We start from the raw sequence: 18,876 nt of genomic DNA, 5'->3' as shown, positions 1-18,876 counted from the left end.
CGAGGTACAAAAAAACCGGCTCTTGAGCCGGTTTTTTCATGCGCGGGATCAGTCGTCGAAGTCTTCCCAGCCGCCCATCTGTTTCCAGCGGTTGACGATGCCGCAGAACAGCTCGGCCGTCTTTTCGGTGTCGTAACGCGCAGAGTGCGCTTCACGGCCGTCGAAATCGATGTCCGCTGCCTGGCAGGCTTTCGCCAGCACGGTCTGACCGTAGGCCAGACCCGCGAGGGTCGCGGTGTCGAAACTGGAGAATGGATGGAAAGGATTGCGCTTCATGTCCAGCCGCGCGACGGCGGCGTTGAGGAAGCCCAGATCGAAGCTGCTGTTATGGCCGACCAGAATCGCTCGCTTGCAGCCGTTGGCCTTCAAGGCCTTGCGCACGCCACGGAAGATGTCGGTCAGGGCCGCTTCTTCGCTGACCGCCATGCGCAACGGGTGATCAAGCTTGATCCCGGTGAACTCCAGGGCAGCCGCTTCGATATTGGCGCCTTCGAACGGCTCGACACGGAAGAAATAAGTGTGATCCGGGTAGACGAATCCCTTTTCATCCATGGCGATGGTGGTCGCGGCAATCTCCAGCAATGCGTCGGTGGCCGAGTTGAAACCACCGGTCTCTACGTCGACGACAACCGGCAGGTAGCCGCGAAAGCGTGCTGCCATCGGATGGCGGGAACCACCGCCACCTTGACCGTCCAGTTCGTCGTCGAAATGGTCTTCACTCACGCGTGTTCCTCCAGCAGGCGCCAGCGCAGTTTTTCACCGGCGCGCAGCGGGATGACGTTCAGCTCGCCGAATGGCAGGCTGGTCGGGGCGGTCCATTCTTCACGAACCAGAGTAATGCGATCGGTATTGGCCGGCAGGCCGTAGAAACGAGGGCCGTTGAGGCTGGCGAACCCTTCCAGCTTGTCCAGCGCATTGCGCTGTTCGAAGGCTTCGGCGTACAGCTCGATGGCGGCGTACGCGGTGTAGCAGCCGGCGCAGCCGCAGGCGGCTTCCTTGGCGTGCTGGGCATGGGGTGCCGAGTCGGTGCCGAGAAAGAACTTCGCGCTGCCGCTGGTGGCTGCATCGAGCAGCGCTTCCTGATGGGTATTACGCTTGAGGATAGGCAGGCAGTAGAAGTGCGGCCGGATCCCGCCCACCAGCATGTGGTTGCGGTTGTACAGCAGGTGATGCGCGGTGATGGTCGCGCCGACATTGGCCGAGGCCTCGTTGACGAACTGCACGGCATCGCCGGTGGTGATGTGTTCGAACACGACCTTGAGCGTCGGGAAGCGCTCGACCACGCGGCGCATGTGTTCATCGATGAAGATTTTCTCGCGGTCGAACACGTCGACGTCGCCACGGGTGACCTCGCCGTGGATCAGCAGCGGCATGCCGACTTCGGCCATGGCTTCCAGTACCGGGAAGATCTTGTCGATGCTGGTGACCCCGGAATCGGAGTTGGTGGTCGCGCCGGCCGGGTACAGCTTGGCGGCGTGCACGAAGCCGCTGGCCCTGGCCTCACGGATTTCTTCGGGCCGGGTGCGGTCGGTGAGGTAGAGCACCATCAGCGGCTCGAAACGACTGCCGGCCGGTCGGGCAGCGAGAATCCGCTGGCGATAGCCGTCGGCTTCAGCGGCGTTGCGCACCGGAGGTACCAGGTTGGGCATGATGATGGCGCGACCAAAGGTGCGCGCAACATCGGCAACGGTGTTGGTCAGCACGGCACCATCGCGAAGATGAATGTGCCAGTCGTCGGGACGCAGCAGGGTCAGGCGGTCGGACATGAGGGGATTCCAGGCGGGTCAAACTGAGGCGAATGCTACCGGAAAAGACTCTTGCAGGCACTCGCTATCAAGTTTTACGACGCGTGTCCGATATCCTGTAGGTATGCCGTAAACATGTATGTATCGGTCTTTTTGTTGTAGAAGCCAATGGAGCCTCCCGTGCGCCAGCGTTATTTAGCCTTGCTCAGTGTGTTTGCCAGTTTCCCCGCGATGGCACTGACCTACCAGACCCGTCTGGAGAACATTGAGTGGACGGTGGAAGGCGACAAGTTCGAATGCCGCCTGACGCAGCCGATCACCGACTTCGGCTCGGGCCAGTTCGTGCGCAAGGCGGGCGAGCAGGCGATCTTTCGTCTGAACGCCTACAACGCGATGCTCGGCGGTGGTTCTGCGACGTTGCTTGCAGCGGCAGCACCCTGGCAGCCGGGACGCAATGACATCAATCTGGGCAGCGTCAGAATCGGCACCGGCAACGTGTTGTTCAACAGTTCGCAATCGCAGGCCGGCGGGTTGATCAGCGGTTTGCTGGAAGGTCGCAGCCCGGTGGTGCGGCGTGCCTCGGGTGATGGACGGGTGTCCGAAGTGCGTCTGCTCCCGGTCAAGTTCAGCAAGGCGTTCAACGATTATCAGACCTGCGTCGCGAAGCTGCTCCCGCAGAATTTCGATCAAGTCAAAAACTCGCAGGTTGGCTTTCCGGGCGAAGGCACCGATCTGGATGCCGCCGCGAAAGCCAAATTGCAAGTCATGCTCGAGTTCATGAAGGCCGACCCCACGGTCAACCACATCGAGCTCGATGGTTATTCCGACAACAGTGGCAATCGCCTGACCAATCGCGAGTTGTCCCGCCGCCGGGCGCTGGCGGTGGTTGATTTCTTCAAGGCCAACGGCATCGCCGAATCGCAGATCACTGTGCGTTTCCACGGCGAGCAATACCCGCTGGTGCCGAACACCAATGCCGCCAACCGGGCGAAGAACCGTCGGGTCACCGTAAAGCTGGCCCGTGTCGCTCCGGTGACTGCTCCTGCACCCCAAGCCAGTGCACCGGCCAATGCGGCGGCAACATCATGACTGTATGGTCACTCCCGTCTGCATGACGGAATGTGTCGCTTTGTCGTCTCAAGCTGTCGCGCCTCTGTAAATTATCGCGTTTGAGCGGTAGACTCCCCGGCTTTCCGTAGAACCCCGTGGAGTGATGGCATGGCGGACGTAAACAAGGTCGTTCTGGCGTATTCGGGCGGCCTGGACACTTCGGTGATCCTGAAGTGGCTGCAGGATACTTATAACTGTGAAGTCGTGACCTTCACCGCTGACCTGGGTCAGGGCGAAGAGGTCGAACCGGCTCGCGCCAAGGCTCAGGCCATGGGCGTCACAGAAATCTACATCGACGACCTGCGCGAAGAATTCGTGCGTGACTTCGTATTCCCGATGTTCCGCGCCAACACCGTTTACGAAGGTGAGTACCTGCTGGGTACTTCCATTGCACGTCCTCTGATCGCCAAGCGTCTGATCGAAATCGCCAACGAAACCGGCGCTGATGCCATTTCCCACGGCGCGACCGGCAAGGGCAACGACCAGGTGCGTTTCGAACTGGGTGCCTACGCACTCAAGCCTGGCGTGAAAGTCATCGCCCCCTGGCGCGAGTGGGACCTGTTGTCCCGCGAGAAACTGATGGACTACGCCGAGAAGCACGCGATCCCGATCGAGCGTCACGGCAAGAAGAAGTCCCCGTACTCGATGGATGCCAACCTGCTGCACATTTCCTATGAAGGCGGCGTGCTCGAGGATACTTGGACCGAGCACGAAGAAGACATGTGGCGCTGGACCGTCTCTCCGGAAAACGCACCTGACAAGCCGCAATACCTGGAACTGACCTACCGCAACGGCGACATCGTTGCGCTGGACGGCGTCGAAATGTCTCCGGCCACTGTGCTTGCAACGCTGAACAGGATCGGCGGTGCCCATGGCATCGGTCGTCTCGACATCGTTGAAAACCGTTATGTCGGCATGAAATCCCGTGGCTGCTACGAAACTCCGGGTGGCACCATCATGCTGCGGGCTCACCGCGCCATCGAATCGATCACCCTGGACCGGGAAGTCGCGCATCTCAAGGACGAACTGATGGCGAAGTACGCCAGCCTGATCTACACCGGCTACTGGTGGAGCCCGGAGCGCCTGATGTTGCAACAGATGATCGATGCTTCTCAGGTAAATGTGAACGGCGTCGTACGCCTGAAACTCTACAAGGGCAATGTGATCGTGACCGGCCGCAAGTCGGACGATTCGCTGTTCGATGCCAACATTGCGACGTTCGAAGAAGACGGCGGCGCCTATAACCAGGCCGACGCGGCGGGCTTCATCAAGCTCAACGCGCTGCGCATGCGCATTGCCGCCAACAAGGGGCGCAAGCTGTTCTGAGGCCCCTGGAGCCGATGTGAAATGGCGGCCTTGTCGTTGTGACAGGGCCGCCATGCTGTAAATCCTTCTGTCTACCTGATCGATGTCGGTCAGCGTTCCTGCTTCCATTCATTGTGTTTCGCATCTTGTACCAAAATACTGCGTGTATCTATTGATCAATTCAGATTTTTCCCGATGCAGTAATGCGCAGTGAGTGAGCGTCATAAATAATCCAGTAGGCGGTTCCCGCCGGCTTTTTATCCTGTTTAAGCGATTTCAGTATGGCTTCTTCAGGTGAGGGGCCTGGAGTGCTATCGGTTAATACGAGGATTATTCCAGGCGAGTGCCTGGTGGGCTTCCGGATTTGTTTGTGCAGCAGATCTGCTGTTGAAGCGACATTCACTCCTCGAACATCAATGATGCATAGTGTACTTAACGGTTTAGGGAGGGTTACAAGATGTACCTTGAGTGTTTCCGGGTTCGATGATTCTCTGGATGAGGGCGATGTTGCTTCAAATGCCTTCAGGAAGTTTTTCTCGTTATTGAAGTCGCAGGGCGCATAAAGGGATCGGTAGTTGAAGTTCAAGGTCATGAAGAAAAGAAATAACAGATAGAACGGAAAGCAGATCAGAAACCAGATGTAAATTTCCCGTTCGTCATTGTCAAGGAAGGGCAGGGATACCGCTGCGGATGTTTCGGAGATGAAAGCGAATACGGCAATTATATTGATCGGGTTGGCGGGTTTTCTGTTGATCTTTGACATGTTTGTTACTCATGGTTATGGTCTTTCTCGTGAGGTTGTTGTTGGATTCGATTTGGGGAGGGAATGATTTCAATTCTTGCTATTTGGTATTTACATCAAAAGTAGTCGGGTTGATATCGGCAGGTTGTTTCCTTTCTTTTTCATATGGAACATTTTTTCGCAGGCGTCACTGTTCGGTTTTTTGCTGCAGGGTGTTTTGGCGTTGAATGATTCGCTGGGGCTGAATTGTCGTCTCTTTGCTCATGGGCAATTTCTGTAGGATAAATCTCTATTGCCTGTAAGAGTTGTCTTTCGCTGCCAGTAAAAGTGAACTTCACTATGCCAAGGGTGAAATGACTACGTTATTGTGCCGGTTCTAAAAAATCGAACAGCGAAACTGGACTTGCCCATGAATAAAGTGCTGATCGTGGATGATCATCCCGTCATTCGCCTTGCTGTGCGCATGCTGATGGAGCGTCATGGCTACGAAGTCATTGCAGAAACGGACAACGGAGTGGATGCATTGCAACTGGCCCGCGACCAGATGCCTGATATTGTCATCCTGGATATCGGCATACCCAAGCTCGACGGACTGGAAGTCATTGCGCGCCTGACGACAAGTGCATTACCCATGAAAGTACTTGTACTGACATCCCAGGCACCCGGTCATTTTTCCATGCGTTGCATGCAGTCAGGGGCGGCAGGCTATGTATGCAAGCAACAGGATCTGACTGAGCTGCTCAGCGCCATAAAGGCTGTTCTGTCCGGATACAGCTATTTTCCGAATCAGGCCTTGCACACCGTGCGTACCAGTCTGGGAAATGCCAGTGAAGCGGACATGGTGGATCGTCTGTCCGGGCGAGAAATGATGGTGTTGCAGCAACTGGCGAGGGGCAGAACCAACAAGGAAATTGCCGACGGCATGTTTCTCAGCAACAAGACAGTCAGTACCTACAAGACTCGTTTGCTGCTGAAACTCAATGCGCGCTCACTGGTGGATCTGATCGAGCTGGCGCAGCGTAATGGGCTGGTCTGATGGTTTCCAGTCGTCGATGGATCCTGGGCGGATCGGTATCGACTCGCGGCAGAAAGTAGAAAGCCTCCGTTGCGGGAGGCTTTCAAAAGTCACAGATCAAAATCGTAATCCGCCAATTGCTTCTGCAGTCGACGCTCTTCGAGCAGGTTATCGATGGTCCGGCGCTTGCTGAGGTTGGTCTTGGCGACTTCGACTACGGGCTCGGCGTCGTCGGTATCGGCAGCGGCGAAATCGTCATCTACGTCCAGTTGTTCTTTGCTGTCAGTCATAAGGTTAGCTCCAGGCTGAGACTGCCTTTGGCGCTCCTTATATCGATATTCCTGCTACGGGTAAAAAAGATTTTTTCAATCGACGAATCAAGAAAACCAATAGCCCATCAATCGTCAGAGGTCTTGTGTTTGTACTCGCACAAATCCTCGATCCGGCAACTGCCACAACGCGGCTTGCGTGCCAGGCAAACATAGCGCCCGTGCAGAATCAGCCAGTGGTGAGAGTCCAGCAGGTAGTCTCTTGGCACAAACTTCATCAGCTTCTTCTCGACCTCGACCACATTTTTGCCAGGGGCAATACCGGTACGGTTGCTGACCCGGAAAATGTGTGTGTCCACCGCCATTGTCAGTTGACGAAAAGCAGTGTTAAGCACGACGTTGGCGGTTTTGCGGCCAACGCCGGGCAGGGCTTCGAGTGCCTCGCGTGTCTGCGGAACCTGGCTGTCATGCAGTTCCACCAGCAGGCGGCAGGTCTCGATCACGTTTTTGGCCTTGCTGTTATAGAGGCCGATCGTCTTGATGTACTCGGACAGGCCTTCCACGCCCAGGGCATGAATGGCCGCTGGCGTATTGGCGACTGGAAACAGCTTCGCAGTGGCCTTGTTTACCCCGACGTCAGTGGACTGTGCGGACAGGATCACTGCGATCAACAGTTCGAAGGGCGAAGAATAGGCCAGTTCGGTCTTGGGTTCGGGATTGTCCTCGTGAAACCTGCGGAAAATCTCCAGACGTTTTGCGGCATTCATGGGTGATGCTTTTCCTCGGGTGGAGCGGGGCGGGTCCAGGCCTGGCGGGCCGCGAGCAATAACCCCAGCAGAATAAAGGCGCCGGGTGCCAGCGTCGCGAAATGCAGGCCGTCGGCAAACAGGATCAAACCTTGCCAGCGCCCAGAAAGGTGCTGGCCGATGCTGCCCTGACCGATCAGTTCGCGCAACACGCCCAGCACTGTCATCAGCGCGGCAAACAGCCCGCACAGTCTCAGTCTTTCACTGATCGGCAGGCGAAAAAACCCATTGTGTTCCAGTACAACGCATTGCAGGCCGATAAGCCCCGAATAAAGGCTGATCAATTGGTGCCACTGAAAAGAGGCGCTTTGCAGGAGAATCTCGCCGCAACTGGCCAGCGTCGCAGCCAGCACCAGACTGACGGGCAACAGGCTCTCGCCGCTCAAGCGCGAACGCAGTGCTGTCATGCACAAGCCGTACGCGCTCACTGCGACAGTGAACAGCAACAGAGTCGCCAGCGCGCCGGCCACGGAGTCGGTAGCACCGATCAACAACACCAGCATCATTGAGTTTGACAGTGTCGCTGACGTGTTCATGGCGCGCTCCCCAGCAGGCTCGTCCGGTGCTCGTCGAAATAACGCAAGGCATCGTGGATGGCGTTGATGGTCGCGCGGGAGGTAACGGTTGCGCCCGCGATCTGGTCGAATTGCCCCTGATCCTTTTTCAAGGCCCACCCGGCATCCGTCGGCTGCTTGCTCGATTTGCCCATAAACGTCTGAAGCCAGGCATTCGGCCAATCGCCGACATGCCCGCCAAGCGCGGGCGTTTCGGTTTGCTCAAGGGTTTTCACTCCGAGCAGTCGACCATCGGCATCGACGGCAATCAGCAACTCGATGCGGCCCGCGTAGCCCTCGGTCTGGCTGCGCAACAACACTGCCACAGGCTGCCCGGCGCGGGTCGCTCGATAACCGCCCAGCAGCAGACTGTGCCTCAGGTCCGTGTCGGTCAGCGTCAGAGGTTGTTCCAGAGGCTGGTTGTCGTACGTATCGACCGAAAGTACGTCCAGCAGTTTGCGATCTTCGAGCTGGCGCCGTTCGGCGGCGATGTGCGGCGCGTTGCTGTGTTGCACAACACAGGTCACGCCGACGCCTGTCATTGCCAGCAGCGCCAGAGTGATCAGGCTGCCAGTGCGGTTCATGGCGTCACCTGCGTCTGACGGGCAGTGGCAAAGCGTTCCAGCGCCGGCACGCACAGGTTCATCAGTAGCACTGCGAATGCCACGCCGTCCGGATAACCGCCCCAGGTACGAATCAGATAAGTCAGCAGGCCGACCCCCACACCGAACAGCAAGCGGGCAAGTGGGCTTTTGGCCCCCGAGACCGGCTCCGTGACGATGAAGAATGCTCCCAGCATGGTCGCCCCGCTCAGCAGATGAAACAGCGGTGATCCATGGGAGTCGGACCCCGAGCCGTTCCAGCACAGCAGGCTGATAACGAACAGGCTGGCGAGCATACCGACCGGCGCCTGCCAGCCGAACACCCGACGCTGCAGCAGGAACAGCCCGCCGGCGAGAAACGCCAGATTCACCCATTCCGCACCATGGCCGCCCAAACGGCCGAACGCCGGGTTACTGGCAAACAATTCATCGATGGTCAGGCTTTTATTGATGCGCAGACTGTCCAGTGCAGTGGCCTGAACCCAGGCGTCCGGCGCCAGGCCCAGGTTGAACACCTGGCCGAAAGCTGCCGTCAGATCCATGCCATGGGCCGGCCAATGAGTCATCGGCTGCGCAAACATCACGATCGCCAGAGCAAAACCGAGCATGGCGGGATTGAAAGGATTTCTGCCCACGCCGCCGTACAAATGTTTGCCCAACAGCAAGCCTGAGGCAATCGCCGTGACCGTCAGCCACCACGGGCAATAAGGCGGCATGGCGATCGCCAGCAGCGTGGCGCTGACCACCGCGCTGCCATCGGTCAAAGTGGTTTGCAGCGGCTGCCGGCGCAGATACGTCACGGCGGCTTCGACGCTCAAGGCTGTGGCGACGGACAGGATCAGGTTGAACAACACGCCCCAGCCGTAAAACCAGAACAACGCCAACAACCCCGGCAATGTCGCCAGCAGAACCAGCTTCATTGCCTGTTGCAGGCGTTCGTCTCTGGTTTCAATGGATGACATGGGCTTGCACCTGCCGCTCCGCCTCTTGCAGACGGGTGCGGGCTTTGTCGAGGACTTCGGCCGGGGTGCCCTCGCGTCGCTGCAATTTGTTCAGGTCGGCGCGCGCGTAGGCCAGTTCGGTTTTCAGCTGACGAAGCTGATTGTCGATCGGACGTTTCTCGACCCGCACAAGATCGGGCAGCGGTTGATCGCTCGCGGCTTCGGCGTCGTGCAACGCTTGTTCGGCTTCACGCAGCGCTTGTTCGAGCGCAGCGATCTGCTGCGGCGGAGCCTCCGCGGTCTGCGCCTTTTTCAGCTCGGCACGGCGCATCGCCAGCTGGATTTTCGCCCGTTTCAGGTCGGCGTCTTTCGCTGGGGCTGTCACGACCGGCGCAGGTGCGGCGCTGCTTTCCAGTTTCGCCAGGGCCTGTTCGGCGGCTTCGAATTGCTGCTGCAACACGATCAATTGCGACTGCTGTTCGAAAGTCGGCGGATGGCCGAAGGCCCTCAACGATTTGTGCAACTGGGCGCGGCTCATCGCCACGTCGATCCTGGCCTTTTTCAGCGCGGCGTCGGCGGTCGCGGCTTTCTGCGCCCGCACCCGTTCCAGCGCGGCCTGTACCGGGTCGAGCGTGGTGGACGCAACTTCAACCTGTGCCGCTCGCTGCGCCCGGGCCTCACGTTCGGCCTGCTTTTGCTGTTCTTCTCTTTGCAGCCGGGCGTTACGCCGTTCGAAACGTTGCCGGGCATGATCGCGCTTGGCGGTGCGCGCCTGTTGTTCTTCGACGCTGCTGGCCAGGCCGCCCACCACTGGCAGCGTGCCAACCGGCAGCGGGTGCATCTCGATGCAGTCGACCGGGCAGGGCGCCACGCACAGATCGCAGCCGGTGCACTCGTCGATGATCACCGTGTGCATCAGTTTCGCCGCGCCAACGATGGCATCGATCGGGCAGGCCTGAATGCACTTGGTGCAGCCGATGCATTCGGCTTCGCGGATAAACGCCACTTGCGGCGGTGCGCTGCCACGGCTGATATCCAGTTCCAGCACCGGAATTTTCAGCAGTCCGGCCAGGGCGGCGATGGTTTCGTCACCACCTGGCGGGCACTTGTTGATCGGCTCGCCACCGGCGATGCCTTCAGCGTAGGGTTTGCATCCGGGATGGCCGCACTTGCCGCATTGGGTTTGCGGAAGCAAGGCGTCGATGCGTTGAATCAGACTCATGTTTTGATCAGTCCACTGAATCCGAGAAAAGCCACAGCCATCAGTCCGGCGCCGATCAGCTGGATCGGCAGGCCACGAAAGGGCAGGGGAATATCGTTGTTGGCTGTGCGTTCGCGCAAATCGGTGAACAGGCTCAGCACCAGCCAGAAGCCGAGGCCGGCCCCGGCGCTCAGCGCTGTCGCATGAAACAGGCCTTTATCCGCCTGCGCGTTGATCAGCATCAGCCCCAGCACGCCGGCATTGCCCAGCAGCAGCGGCCACAACCCGTCGAACGGCATATCGGGTCGCCAACGCGCCAGCAACTTCAGCAACGGCGCGATCAGCAGGACGCTCAGCGGCAGGAATACGAACAGCCGCAGGAATTCCAGTTGCAACGGCACCAACAGCCAATGCCGGATCGTGTAGCCCGTCACACCGACAATCAACATCAGACACGACGTTGCCAGCCCCAGCGCATGCACCTGACGACGCTCGCCAGCCAGCAGCGGATCGACACCCAGCGGCCAGTGCAACACGAAGTTGTTGATCAGTGCAGCACTGAAGAGCGTAAGCATGAGTTCGGTCATGGTTCTGCCGGTGTGAGCGGGCGGGTGTCACTTAAGATTAGGCATTATCGGACCGCCATGACGGTTGGGCCAGATATGAAAAATCCCACAGGCGCACGGGGTACGCCGGTGGGATCGGATCAGTGCAGAACCTTACTTGATGCGCTGACCTGGCTTGGCACCGCTGTCCGGGCTCAGCAGGTAGATTTCTTCACCGCCAGGGCCGGCTGCCATCACCATGCCTTCCGAGATGCCGAACTTCATTTTCCGTGGCTTGAGGTTGGCGATCATCATGGTCAGACGACCGTCGAGCTTGGACGGATCGGGGTAAGCGCTCTTGATCCCGGAGAACACGTTGCGTTGCTCGTCACCGATATCGAGAGTCAGACGAAGCAGCTTGTCCGCGCCTTCCACGTGTTCGGCCTTGACGATCAGCGCCACGCGCAGGTCGACGGCGGCGAAGGTGTCGAAGTCGATTTCCGGCGACAGCGGATCCCTGGTCAGTTCGCCATTACCGGCAGGCGCGGCGGCGCCGGTGTCGGTCTGGCTGGCGGTCAGGTCTTCTTTCGAGGCGTCGGTCATGGCTTGCACTTTTACCGGGTCGATGCGGGTCATCAACGGTTTGAATTCGTTCAACTGGTGGTTGGCCAGCAGGGTGGTGTGGTCGTTCCAGGTCAGCGGGGCGACGTTGAGGAACGCCTCGGCATCGGCGGCCAGCACCGGCAGCACCGGCTTGAGGAAGATCACCAGTTGGCGGAACAGGTTGATCGCGGTGGCGCAGACCGCCTGGACTTCATCCTGCTTGCCTTCCTGCTTGTTCAGCGACCACGGCGCCTTGTCGGCGATCCAGGCGTTGGCGCGGTCGGCCAGGGCCATGGTTTCGCGCATGGCACGGGCGAAATCGCGGGCTTCATAGGCGTCGGCGATGCTTGGCGCGGCAGCCAGGAAGGCTTCGGTCAGCTCCGGTGCGGCGTTGGTGTCAACCAGCAGGCCGGCGTTGCCCTTCTGGATGAAACCGGCGCAACGGCTGGCGATGTTGACGACTTTGCCGACCAGGTCGGAGTTGACCTTCTGCACGAAGTCTTCGAGGTTCAGATCGAGGTCGTCCACGCCACGGCCCAGTTTGGCCGCGTAGTAGTAGCGCAGGTATTCCGGCGACAGATGATCCAGATAGGTGCGGGCCTTGATGAAGGTGCCACGGGACTTGGACATTTTCTGGCCGTTGACGGTCAGGTAACCGTGCACGTTGATCCCGGTCGGCTTGCGGAAACCCGCGCCTTCGAGCATCGCCGGCCAGAACAGGGCGTGGAAGTTGACGATGTCCTTGCCGATGAAGTGGTACAGCTCGGCGGTGGAGTCCTTGCCCCAGAACGCGTCGAAGTCCAGCCCCGGCGTGCGGTTGCACAGGTTCTTGAAGCTGGCCATGTAGCCGATCGGTGCGTCCAGCCACACGTAGAAATACTTGCCCGGCTCGCCCGGAATCTCGAAGCCGAAGTACGGCGCGTCGCGAGAGATGTCCCACTGTTGCAGGCCGGCATCCAGCCATTCGGCGATCTTGTTGGCCACGGCGTCCTGCAGCGTGCCGCTGCGGGTCCAGGTCTGCAGCATCTGCTGGAAGTCCGGCAGCTTGAAGAAGAAGTGCTGGGAATCCTTCAGTACCGGAGTGGCGCCGGAGATGGCCGACTTCGGATCCTTCAGATCGGTCGGGGCATAGGTCGCGCCGCATTTTTCGCAGTTGTCGCCGTACTGGTCTTCGGTGCCGCATTTAGGGCAGGTGCCCTTGATGAAACGGTCGGCCAGGAACATTTTCTTTTCCGGGTCGAAATACTGGGTGATCGAGCGCTGGGCGATGTGCCCGGCATCACGCAGCTTCAGATAGATCTGGCTCGACAGCTCACGGTTTTCTTCGGCGTGAGTGGAGTGGAAGTTGTCGAAATCCACCAGAAAGTCGGCAAAGTCGGCGCTGTGTTCGGCCTGGACGTTGGCGATCAATTGTTCCGGGGTAATGCCTTCCTTTTCCGCGCGCAGCATGATCGCCGAGCCGTGGGCGTCGTCGGCGCAGACATAAATGCACTGATTGCCGCGATGTTTCTGGAAGCGCACCCACATGTCGGTCTGAATGTACTCCAGCATGTGGCCAAGGTGGATCGAACCGTTGGCATAGGGCAGGGCGCTGGTGACGAGAATCTTGCGTGGTTCGGACATGTGGGGCTTCGCTACTTGATGAAACGGAGGTCGGCCACTATAAAACGCCCGAGCATATTTTTCACCCTGTGAGCGCGTTATCGGGTTTGTGTCGTAGGATACCCGCCATCTTTTCCAGTCTTGTTATCGGAGTTGCCCATGAGCGCCGTCACTCGCGCAGCGGTGGAAGCCGTCCTCAGCCAATACACCGACCCTTACCTGAACCAGGATCCGGTCAGCGCCGGTTGCGTGCGCAACATCGACATCGCCGGTGACCGCGTCAGCGTGCAGCTGGAAATCGGCTATGCCGCCGGTCTGTTCAAGAGCGGCTGGGCGCAACTGCTGCAACTGGCCATCGAAAACCTCGACGGTGTCGTGACAGCCAGGGTCGAGGTCAACAGCGTGATCGCCGCGCACAAGGCCCAGGCGCAGATTCCGGGGTTGGCCAACGTCAAGAACGTGGTCGCGGTGGCATCGGGCAAGGGCGGTGTGGGCAAGTCAACCACCGCCGCCAACCTGGCGCTGGCGCTGGCCCGCGAAGGCGCGAAAGTCGGGATTCTCGACGCCGATATCTACGGCCCGAGCCAAGGGATCATGTTCGGCATTCCCGAGGGCACCCGTCCGCAGGTCAAGGATCAGAAGTGGTTCGTGCCGCTGCAGGCCCATGGCGTGGAAGTGATGTCGATGGCCTTCCTGACCGACGACAACACGCCAATGGTCTGGCGTGGGCCGATGGTGTCCGGTGCACTGTTGCAACTGGTCACCCAAACTGCCTGGGGCGATCTGGATTACCTGGTGATCGACATGCCGCCAGGCACTGGCGACATTCAATTGACCCTGGCGCAGAAGGTCCCGGTGGCTGGTGCCGTGATCGTCACCACGCCGCAGGATCTGGCGCTGCTCGATGCGCGTAAAGGTGTGGAAATGTTCCGCAAGGTGAACATTCCGGTGCTGGGCGTGGTGGAAAACATGGCCGTGCACATCTGCTCGAACTGCGGACATGCCGAGCATCTGTTCGGTGAAGGCGGTGGCGAGAAACTGGCGACCCGGTACGGCGTCGAACTGCTGGCTTCGCTGCCGCTGTCGATGTTGATCCGCGAGCAGGCCGATGGCGGCAAGCCGACGGTGATTGCCGAGCCGGACAGCCAGATCGCCATGGTCTATCAGGAGCTGGCCCGCCACGTCGGCGCGCGGATCGTGTTGCAGGAAGCGGCGTCGCCGGCGATGCCGAACATCACCATCAGCGACGATTGATTTTGCCGCGCCGCTGAAAAAAAACTGTGGGAGCGACGGTTCGACGGTTCGACTTGCTCCCACATTTGGTTTTGTGTTGTCGGCTAGATGCGCAAACCGCCATCCATCTCCAGGATCCGGCCGGTGTAGTAATCGTTCTCGAAAATGTACGCCGCCGAATGGGCGATTTCTTCCGGCTTGCCCATGCGCTTGAGCGGAATGCCCGACGTCATTTTCTCCAGCGCTTCGGGTTTCATGCCCAGAGTCATCTCGGTTTCGATGAAGCCCGGTGCGATGCCGGCCACGCGAATGCCGTAACGCGCCAGCTCCTTGGCCCAGGTCACGGTCGCCGCAGCGACACCGGCCTTGGCGGCGGAGTAGTTGGTCTGGCCGACGTTGCCCGCGCGGGAGATCGACGAGATGTTGATGATCGCGCCGCTGTTCTTCAGCTCGACCATTTTGGCTGCGACTTCACGGGTGCAGAGGAACACGCCGGTCAGGTTGACGTCGATCACCGCCTGCCACTGGGCCAGGCTCATTTTGGTCATCTCGCCGTCCTTGACCTTGAGCAGCAGACCGTCACGCAGGATCCCCGCGTTGTTGACCAAGCCGTGGATCGCGCCGAAGTCTTCGGCGACCTGGGCGACCATGTGCGTCACCTGCTCTTCATTGGCAACGTTGCACAGGTAGCTGCGGGCTTCGACACCCTTGGCCTTGCAGGCCGCGACTGCGTCATCGAGCTTTTCCTGGTTCAGATCGACCAGTGCCAGTTTCGCGCCCTTGCCTGCGAAATACTCGGCCATCGAGCGGCCCAGGCCTTGGCAACCGCCGGTGATAATGATTACTTTGTCGTTGAGTTGCATTCGCATGCCCCCGAGAGCAGGTGAGAGTGGTGTTGCTTGCAGGGCGGCTCTCGATCTGCACCGGCTTTGGGCAGGTTGCACATGAGAATTGCCCGATGGTGTAAACGGGACTTGATCCCGAGCGCCCGTCCGTTTTTATGACGGATTTTATTTAAGGAGTCATAAATTGAGCGTTGAAGCGGCCAAGAATGCCCGAGAATTGCTTCTCAAGGAATACCGTGGCGTATTGTCGACCCACTCCAAATCAATGCCCGGTTTTCCGTTCGGCTCCGTGGTTCCCTACTGCCTGGACGAGCAGGGCCGGCCGTTGATCCTCATCAGCCGCATCGCCCAGCACACCCACAACCTGCAAAAAGACCCGAAGTGTTCGCTGCTGGTGGGTGAGCGCGACGCCGATGACGTGCAGGCCGTTGGCCGCCTGACCTACCTGGCGGAAGCGGAAAAGCTCGAAGACGCTGCGGCCATCGAAGCGGCTGCCGAGCGTTACTACCGCTATTTCCCCGAATCGCAGAATTACCACAAGGCCCACGACTTCGATTTCTGGGTGCTCAAGCCTGTGCGTCATCGCTACATCGGCGGTTTTGGTGCGATTCACTGGGTCGATCACCTGACCCTGGCCAACCCGTTCGCCGGCAAGGCCGAGATCAGCATGGTCGAACACATGAACAGCGATCATGCCAAGGCCATCGCGCATTACGTCGATCTCGCCGGGCTGCCGAAAACCGTCCCGGCACAAATGGCCGGGATCGACACCGAAGGCATGCACCTGCGCATTGGTCAGGCGCTGTACTGGCTGCCGTTTCAAGCGCCTTGTCATACGCCGATACAAGTGCGCGAGGCCTTGGTTTCTCTGGCTCACGCGCAGGTCTGGCCAAAAAATGCGGTGGCCGGCGCTTGAATTCACGAAAGGGCGACGTCATCTAGGGCTTACTGCAAGGCATTTCTTGCGTTGAGGAAATTTTGATGCGCCCTTTCTTGTTGCTCTTTCTACTGTTCCCGGTGCTGGAGCTGTTCGTATTCGTCAAGGTGGCAGGATCGATCGGATTTTTCCCGGCCCTGCTGCTGATCATTCTCGGCTCTATGTTTGGCGTATTCGTGCTGCGCATCGCCGGCCTGGCCACGGCCCTGCGTGCCCGTGAAAGCCTGAACCGCGGCGAACTGCCTGCGCAAACCATGCTCGAAGGCCTGATGCTGGCGCTGGCCGGTGGCCTGTTGATCCTGCCGGGCTTCATCAGTGACGTGGCGGGTCTGGTGCTGCTGTTGCCGTTCAGCCGTCGTCTGTTTGCCAACAAAATGCGTCAGCGCGCCGAAGAGCAGGCCATGCGTCAGCGTGCGTTCGCCGATGACCTGCAACCTCGCGGCGGTCCTGCACCGCGCCAGCCTCTGGGCCGCGAAGGCGATGTGATCGAAGGCGAATTCGAACACCGCGACAGCAAGTGACTTCTGCACTCGCACGGCACCTTCGGGTGCCGTGTTCGTTTGTGGGGCAAATCGATGAAGCTCACCGCAAAAATTTTAGCCCCCACCCTTGTAATAAGCATATGCGCCCCTATGTATCGGTCACCGAAAGGTTTCCGGTTATCTGAACCGGACAGACTTGCGCGGTTCGCTCGACGAACCGCAACCGGCGCAGGCCGGATTCGTTAAACCCGCCGGGACTACACCGGCCGATGAAAACCACAATTAGGAGAGATCGACAATGAAGCTTCGTCCTCTGCATGACCGCGTCGTCATCCGTCGCAGCGAAGAAGAAAAGAAAACCGCTGGCGGTATCGTCCTGCCAGGTTCGGCTGCCGAGAAAGCCAACCACGGTGAGATTCTGGCTGTAGGCCCGGGCAAGGCACTGGAAAGCGGTGAAGTGCGCGCACTGTCGGTAAAAGTGGGCGACAAGGTTGTGTTCGGTCCGTACTCCGGCAGCAACACTGTGAAAGTCGACGGCGAAGACCTGCTGGTAATGAGCGAGAACGAAATCCTCGCTGTTATCGAAGGCTGATTACCCGCTCATTTTCCCGCTACTACAAAGTATTTAAGGAATATCGATCATGGCTGCTAAAGAAGTTAAATTCGGCGATTCCGCTCGCAAGAAAATGCTGGTTGGCGTAAATGTCCTGGCTGACGCGGTAAAAGCGACCCTGGGCCCGAAAGGCCGTAACGTGATCCTCGAGAAAAGCTTCGGCGCTCCGACCATCACCAAGGACGGCGTTTCCGTTGCCAAGGAAATCGAGCTGGAAGACCGTTTCGAAAACATGGGCGCGCAGCTGGTCAAAGACGTTGCCTCCCGTGCCAACGATGACGCCGGTGACGGTACTACCACCGCTACCGTTCTGGCTCAGTCGATCGTCAACGAAGGCCTGAAAGCCGTCGCTGCCGGCATGAACCCGATGGACCTCAAGCGCGGTATCGACAAGGCGACCATCGCCATCGTCAAAGAGCTGAAAGCCCTGTCCAAGCCATGCGCCGACACCAAGGCCATCGCTCAGGTCGGCACCATCTCCGCCAACTCCGACAACTCCATCGGCGACATCATTGCCGAAGCCATGGAAAAAGTCGGTAAAGAAGGCGTGATCACCGTTGAAGAAGGCTCGGGCCTGGAAAACGAACTGTCGGTTGTAGAAGGCATGCAGTTCGACCGTGGCTACCTGTCCCCGTACTTCGTCAACAAGCCGGACACCATGGTTGCCGAGCTGGAAGGCGCGCTGATCCTGCTGGTCGACAAGAAGATCTCGAACATCCGCGAAATGCTGCCAGTACTGGAAGCCGTCGCCAAAGCCGGCCGTCCGCTGCTGATCGTTGCCGAAGACGTCGAAGGCGAAGCCCTGGCGACGCTGGTCGTGAACAACATGCGTGGCATCGTCAAAGTCGCAGCCGTCAAGGCGCCAGGCTTCGGCGACCGTCGCAAGGCCATGCTGCAGGACATCGCCGTTCTGACCGGCGGTACCGTCATCTCCGAAGAGATCGGCCTGAGCCTGGAAAGCACCACTCTGGAACATCTGGGCAGCGCCAAGCGCGTGACCCTGTCCAAGGAAAACACCATCATCGTTGACGGTGCTGGCAACCAGGCTGACATCGAAGCCCGTATCGCCCAGATCCGTGCCCAGGTGGCCGAGACTTCCTCGGACTACGACCGTGAAAAACTGCAAGAGCGTCTGGCCAAGCTGTCCGGCGGCGTTGCAGTGATCAAGGTTGGCGCCGGTTCCGAAGTAGAAATGAAAGAGAAGAAAGCCCGCGTTGAAGACGCCCTGCACGCTACTCGTGCAGCCGTTGAAGAAGGCGTGGTGCCTGGCGGTGGCGTTGCGCTGATCCGCGCTCTGCAAGCCATCAGCGAACTGAAAGGCGACAACGCCGATCAGGACGTCGGTATCGCTGTGCTGCGTCGTGCCGTTGAAGCACCGCTGCGTCAGATCTCCGCCAACAGCGGTGACGAGCCAAGCGTTGTGGTCAACGAAGTGAAGAACGGCAAAGGTAACTTCGGTTACAACGCTGCTTCCGGCGAATACGGCGACATGATCGAAATGGGTATCCTGGACCCAACCAAGGTGACCCGTTCGGCTCTGCAAGCTGCAGCTTCCATCGGCGGTCTGATCCTGACCACCGAAGCGGCTGTTGCCGAAGCACCGAAGAAAGATGCACCAGTGGGCGGCGGCATGCCGGACATGGGCGGCATGGGTGGCATGGGCGGCATGATGTAAGCCAGCCTTGCCCCGAAACGAAAAAACCCGCCTGCGATGAGCAGGCGGGGT

General features: G+C 59.3%; 20 protein-coding genes. 8 read left to right on the top strand and 12 right to left on the bottom strand.

What is annotated here, in order from left to right:
* Window positions 1-48: 48 nt before the first annotated feature.
* Together rnt and pyrC are read right to left on the bottom strand one after the other, a co-directional pair.
* The gene (gene rnt / locus BBF94_RS08675; RefSeq protein WP_065258628.1) at window positions 49-723 is read right to left on the bottom strand and encodes a ribonuclease T; all 675 of its coding nucleotides are present in this window, start codon (window positions 721-723) and stop codon (window positions 49-51) included.
* Window positions 720-1,766, bottom strand: a complete 1,047-nt coding sequence (pyrC, locus tag BBF94_RS08670; RefSeq protein WP_065258627.1) for a dihydroorotase — start codon at window positions 1,764-1,766, stop codon at window positions 720-722. The genes rnt and pyrC overlap by 4 nt, the downstream gene beginning before the upstream one ends.
* 159 nt (window positions 1,767-1,925) lie before the next feature.
* Between pyrC and BBF94_RS08665 the strand changes: the two genes are divergently transcribed.
* A complete protein-coding gene (locus BBF94_RS08665) occupies window positions 1,926-2,834 on the top strand; it encodes a flagellar protein MotY (protein ID WP_065258626.1) in 909 nt (302 codons plus the stop codon).
* Window positions 2,835-2,963: 129 nt separating this feature from the next.
* Window positions 2,964-4,181 (top strand): argininosuccinate synthase, encoded by a 1,218-nt coding sequence (locus BBF94_RS08660; protein WP_065258625.1) that lies wholly within the window; start codon window positions 2,964-2,966, stop codon window positions 4,179-4,181.
* 160 nt (window positions 4,182-4,341) lie between these two features.
* Here the strand turns inward: BBF94_RS08660 and BBF94_RS08655 are convergent, their stop codons facing one another.
* On the bottom strand, window positions 4,342-4,923 hold the full coding sequence (locus BBF94_RS08655; RefSeq protein WP_065258624.1) for a hypothetical protein: 582 nt from the start codon (window positions 4,921-4,923) through the stop codon (window positions 4,342-4,344).
* 388 nt (window positions 4,924-5,311) lie between these two features.
* Here BBF94_RS08655 and BBF94_RS08650 point away from each other — a divergent pair, with 388 nt between their 5' ends.
* Entirely contained in the window at window positions 5,312-5,938 is a 627-nt protein-coding gene (locus BBF94_RS08650) for a response regulator transcription factor (RefSeq protein WP_065258623.1), read from the top strand.
* A gap of 89 nt (window positions 5,939-6,027) precedes the next feature.
* Here the strand turns inward: BBF94_RS08650 and BBF94_RS08645 are convergent, their stop codons facing one another.
* From BBF94_RS08645 to metG, 8 genes are all read right to left on the bottom strand, one after another.
* On the bottom strand, window positions 6,028-6,207 hold the full coding sequence (locus BBF94_RS08645) for a PA3496 family putative envelope integrity protein (RefSeq protein ID WP_065258622.1): 180 nt from the start codon (window positions 6,205-6,207) through the stop codon (window positions 6,028-6,030).
* Window positions 6,208-6,314: 107 nt separating this feature from the next.
* Entirely contained in the window at window positions 6,315-6,953 is a 639-nt protein-coding gene (nth, locus tag BBF94_RS08640) for an endonuclease III (RefSeq protein WP_065258621.1), read from the bottom strand.
* Window positions 6,950-7,528, bottom strand: coding sequence for an Rnf-Nqr domain containing protein (locus BBF94_RS08635; RefSeq protein ID WP_065258620.1), 579 nt, complete (start codon window positions 7,526-7,528; stop codon window positions 6,950-6,952). Before BBF94_RS08635 ends, nth begins: the two co-directional genes overlap by 4 nt.
* A complete protein-coding gene (locus tag BBF94_RS08630) occupies window positions 7,525-8,130 on the bottom strand; it encodes an RnfABCDGE type electron transport complex subunit G (RefSeq protein WP_065258619.1) in 606 nt (201 codons plus the stop codon). Before BBF94_RS08630 ends, BBF94_RS08635 begins: the two co-directional genes overlap by 4 nt.
* A complete protein-coding gene (locus tag BBF94_RS08625; protein ID WP_065258618.1) occupies window positions 8,127-9,110 on the bottom strand; it encodes an RnfABCDGE type electron transport complex subunit D in 984 nt (327 codons plus the stop codon). The genes BBF94_RS08630 and BBF94_RS08625 overlap by 4 nt, the downstream gene beginning before the upstream one ends.
* Window positions 9,097-10,311 (bottom strand): electron transport complex subunit RsxB, encoded by a 1,215-nt coding sequence (gene rsxB / locus BBF94_RS08620; RefSeq protein WP_065258617.1) that lies wholly within the window; start codon window positions 10,309-10,311, stop codon window positions 9,097-9,099. The genes BBF94_RS08625 and rsxB overlap by 14 nt, the downstream gene beginning before the upstream one ends.
* Complete coding sequence (locus BBF94_RS08615) at window positions 10,308-10,877, bottom strand: Rnf-Nqr domain containing protein (RefSeq protein ID WP_065258616.1); 570 nt, start codon at window positions 10,875-10,877, stop codon at window positions 10,308-10,310. The genes rsxB and BBF94_RS08615 overlap by 4 nt, the downstream gene beginning before the upstream one ends.
* Before the next feature lie 132 nt (window positions 10,878-11,009).
* Complete coding sequence (gene metG, locus BBF94_RS08610; RefSeq protein WP_065258615.1) at window positions 11,010-13,061, bottom strand: methionine--tRNA ligase; 2,052 nt, start codon at window positions 13,059-13,061, stop codon at window positions 11,010-11,012.
* Between the two features lie 138 nt (window positions 13,062-13,199).
* On the opposite strand from metG, the gene apbC reads away from it, so the two are divergent.
* Window positions 13,200-14,294 carry an iron-sulfur cluster carrier protein ApbC gene (gene apbC / locus BBF94_RS08605; protein ID WP_065258614.1) on the top strand — a complete coding sequence of 365 codons (1,095 nt, stop codon included), beginning with the start codon at window positions 13,200-13,202 and terminating at the stop codon, window positions 14,292-14,294.
* 83 nt (window positions 14,295-14,377) lie between these two features.
* On the opposite strand, the gene BBF94_RS08600 is transcribed toward apbC, so the two are convergent.
* Window positions 14,378-15,136 carry an SDR family oxidoreductase gene (locus BBF94_RS08600; RefSeq protein WP_065258613.1) on the bottom strand — a complete coding sequence of 253 codons (759 nt, stop codon included), beginning with the start codon at window positions 15,134-15,136 and terminating at the stop codon, window positions 14,378-14,380.
* 166 nt (window positions 15,137-15,302) lie between these two features.
* Between BBF94_RS08600 and BBF94_RS08595 the strand changes: the two genes are divergently transcribed.
* The 4 genes from BBF94_RS08595 to groL all read left to right on the top strand — a co-directional run bounded on the left by BBF94_RS08595 (window position 15,303) and on the right by groL (window position 18,825).
* Complete coding sequence (locus BBF94_RS08595; RefSeq protein ID WP_065258612.1) at window positions 15,303-16,034, top strand: HugZ family pyridoxamine 5'-phosphate oxidase; 732 nt, start codon at window positions 15,303-15,305, stop codon at window positions 16,032-16,034.
* Between the two features lie 65 nt (window positions 16,035-16,099).
* Window positions 16,100-16,576 (top strand): FxsA family protein, encoded by a 477-nt coding sequence (locus BBF94_RS08590; RefSeq protein ID WP_065258611.1) that lies wholly within the window; start codon window positions 16,100-16,102, stop codon window positions 16,574-16,576.
* Between the two features lie 259 nt (window positions 16,577-16,835).
* Complete coding sequence (locus BBF94_RS08585; protein WP_011335724.1) at window positions 16,836-17,129, top strand: co-chaperone GroES; 294 nt, start codon at window positions 16,836-16,838, stop codon at window positions 17,127-17,129.
* A 49-nt stretch (window positions 17,130-17,178) separates the two neighbouring features.
* Complete coding sequence (groL, locus tag BBF94_RS08580; RefSeq protein WP_065258610.1) at window positions 17,179-18,825, top strand: chaperonin GroEL; 1,647 nt, start codon at window positions 17,179-17,181, stop codon at window positions 18,823-18,825.
* The last annotated feature ends 51 nt before the right edge of the window (window positions 18,826-18,876 follow it).

The organism is Pseudomonas bananamidigenes, from assembly GCF_001679645.1.
GTDB classification, from domain to species: domain Bacteria; phylum Pseudomonadota; class Gammaproteobacteria; order Pseudomonadales; family Pseudomonadaceae; genus Aquipseudomonas; species Aquipseudomonas bananamidigenes.
The sequence above is the reverse complement of the archived record's forward strand: the minus strand, read 5'-3'. Positions and strand labels throughout refer to the sequence as shown.

What these genes read in the sequence shown, in the direction of transcription:
- pyrC (WP_065258627.1), bottom strand. Translation starts at nt 1,766, where the DNA reads ATGTCCGACCGCCTGACCCTGCTGCGTCCCGACGACTGGCACATTCAT.
- BBF94_RS08660 (WP_065258625.1), top strand. Translation starts at nt 2,964, where the DNA reads ATGGCGGACGTAAACAAGGTCGTTCTGGCGTATTCGGGCGGCCTGGAC.
- BBF94_RS08655 (WP_065258624.1), bottom strand. Translation starts at nt 4,923, where the DNA reads ATGTCAAAGATCAACAGAAAACCCGCCAACCCGATCAATATAATTGCC.
- BBF94_RS08650 (WP_065258623.1), top strand. Translation starts at nt 5,312, where the DNA reads ATGAATAAAGTGCTGATCGTGGATGATCATCCCGTCATTCGCCTTGCT.
- BBF94_RS08645 (WP_065258622.1), bottom strand. Translation starts at nt 6,207, where the DNA reads ATGACTGACAGCAAAGAACAACTGGACGTAGATGACGATTTCGCCGCT.
- nth (WP_065258621.1), bottom strand. Translation starts at nt 6,953, where the DNA reads ATGAATGCCGCAAAACGTCTGGAGATTTTCCGCAGGTTTCACGAGGAC.
- BBF94_RS08635 (WP_065258620.1), bottom strand. Translation starts at nt 7,528, where the DNA reads ATGAACACGTCAGCGACACTGTCAAACTCAATGATGCTGGTGTTGTTG.
- BBF94_RS08630 (WP_065258619.1), bottom strand. Translation starts at nt 8,130, where the DNA reads ATGAACCGCACTGGCAGCCTGATCACTCTGGCGCTGCTGGCAATGACA.
- BBF94_RS08625 (WP_065258618.1), bottom strand. Translation starts at nt 9,110, where the DNA reads ATGTCATCCATTGAAACCAGAGACGAACGCCTGCAACAGGCAATGAAG.
- rsxB (WP_065258617.1), bottom strand. Translation starts at nt 10,311, where the DNA reads ATGAGTCTGATTCAACGCATCGACGCCTTGCTTCCGCAAACCCAATGC.
- BBF94_RS08615 (WP_065258616.1), bottom strand. Translation starts at nt 10,877, where the DNA reads ATGACCGAACTCATGCTTACGCTCTTCAGTGCTGCACTGATCAACAAC.
- metG (WP_065258615.1), bottom strand. Translation starts at nt 13,061, where the DNA reads ATGTCCGAACCACGCAAGATTCTCGTCACCAGCGCCCTGCCCTATGCC.
- apbC (WP_065258614.1), top strand. Translation starts at nt 13,200, where the DNA reads ATGAGCGCCGTCACTCGCGCAGCGGTGGAAGCCGTCCTCAGCCAATAC.
- BBF94_RS08600 (WP_065258613.1), bottom strand. Translation starts at nt 15,136, where the DNA reads ATGCAACTCAACGACAAAGTAATCATTATCACCGGCGGTTGCCAAGGC.
- BBF94_RS08590 (WP_065258611.1), top strand. Translation starts at nt 16,100, where the DNA reads ATGCGCCCTTTCTTGTTGCTCTTTCTACTGTTCCCGGTGCTGGAGCTG.
- BBF94_RS08585 (WP_011335724.1), top strand. Translation starts at nt 16,836, where the DNA reads ATGAAGCTTCGTCCTCTGCATGACCGCGTCGTCATCCGTCGCAGCGAA.
- groL (WP_065258610.1), top strand. Translation starts at nt 17,179, where the DNA reads ATGGCTGCTAAAGAAGTTAAATTCGGCGATTCCGCTCGCAAGAAAATG.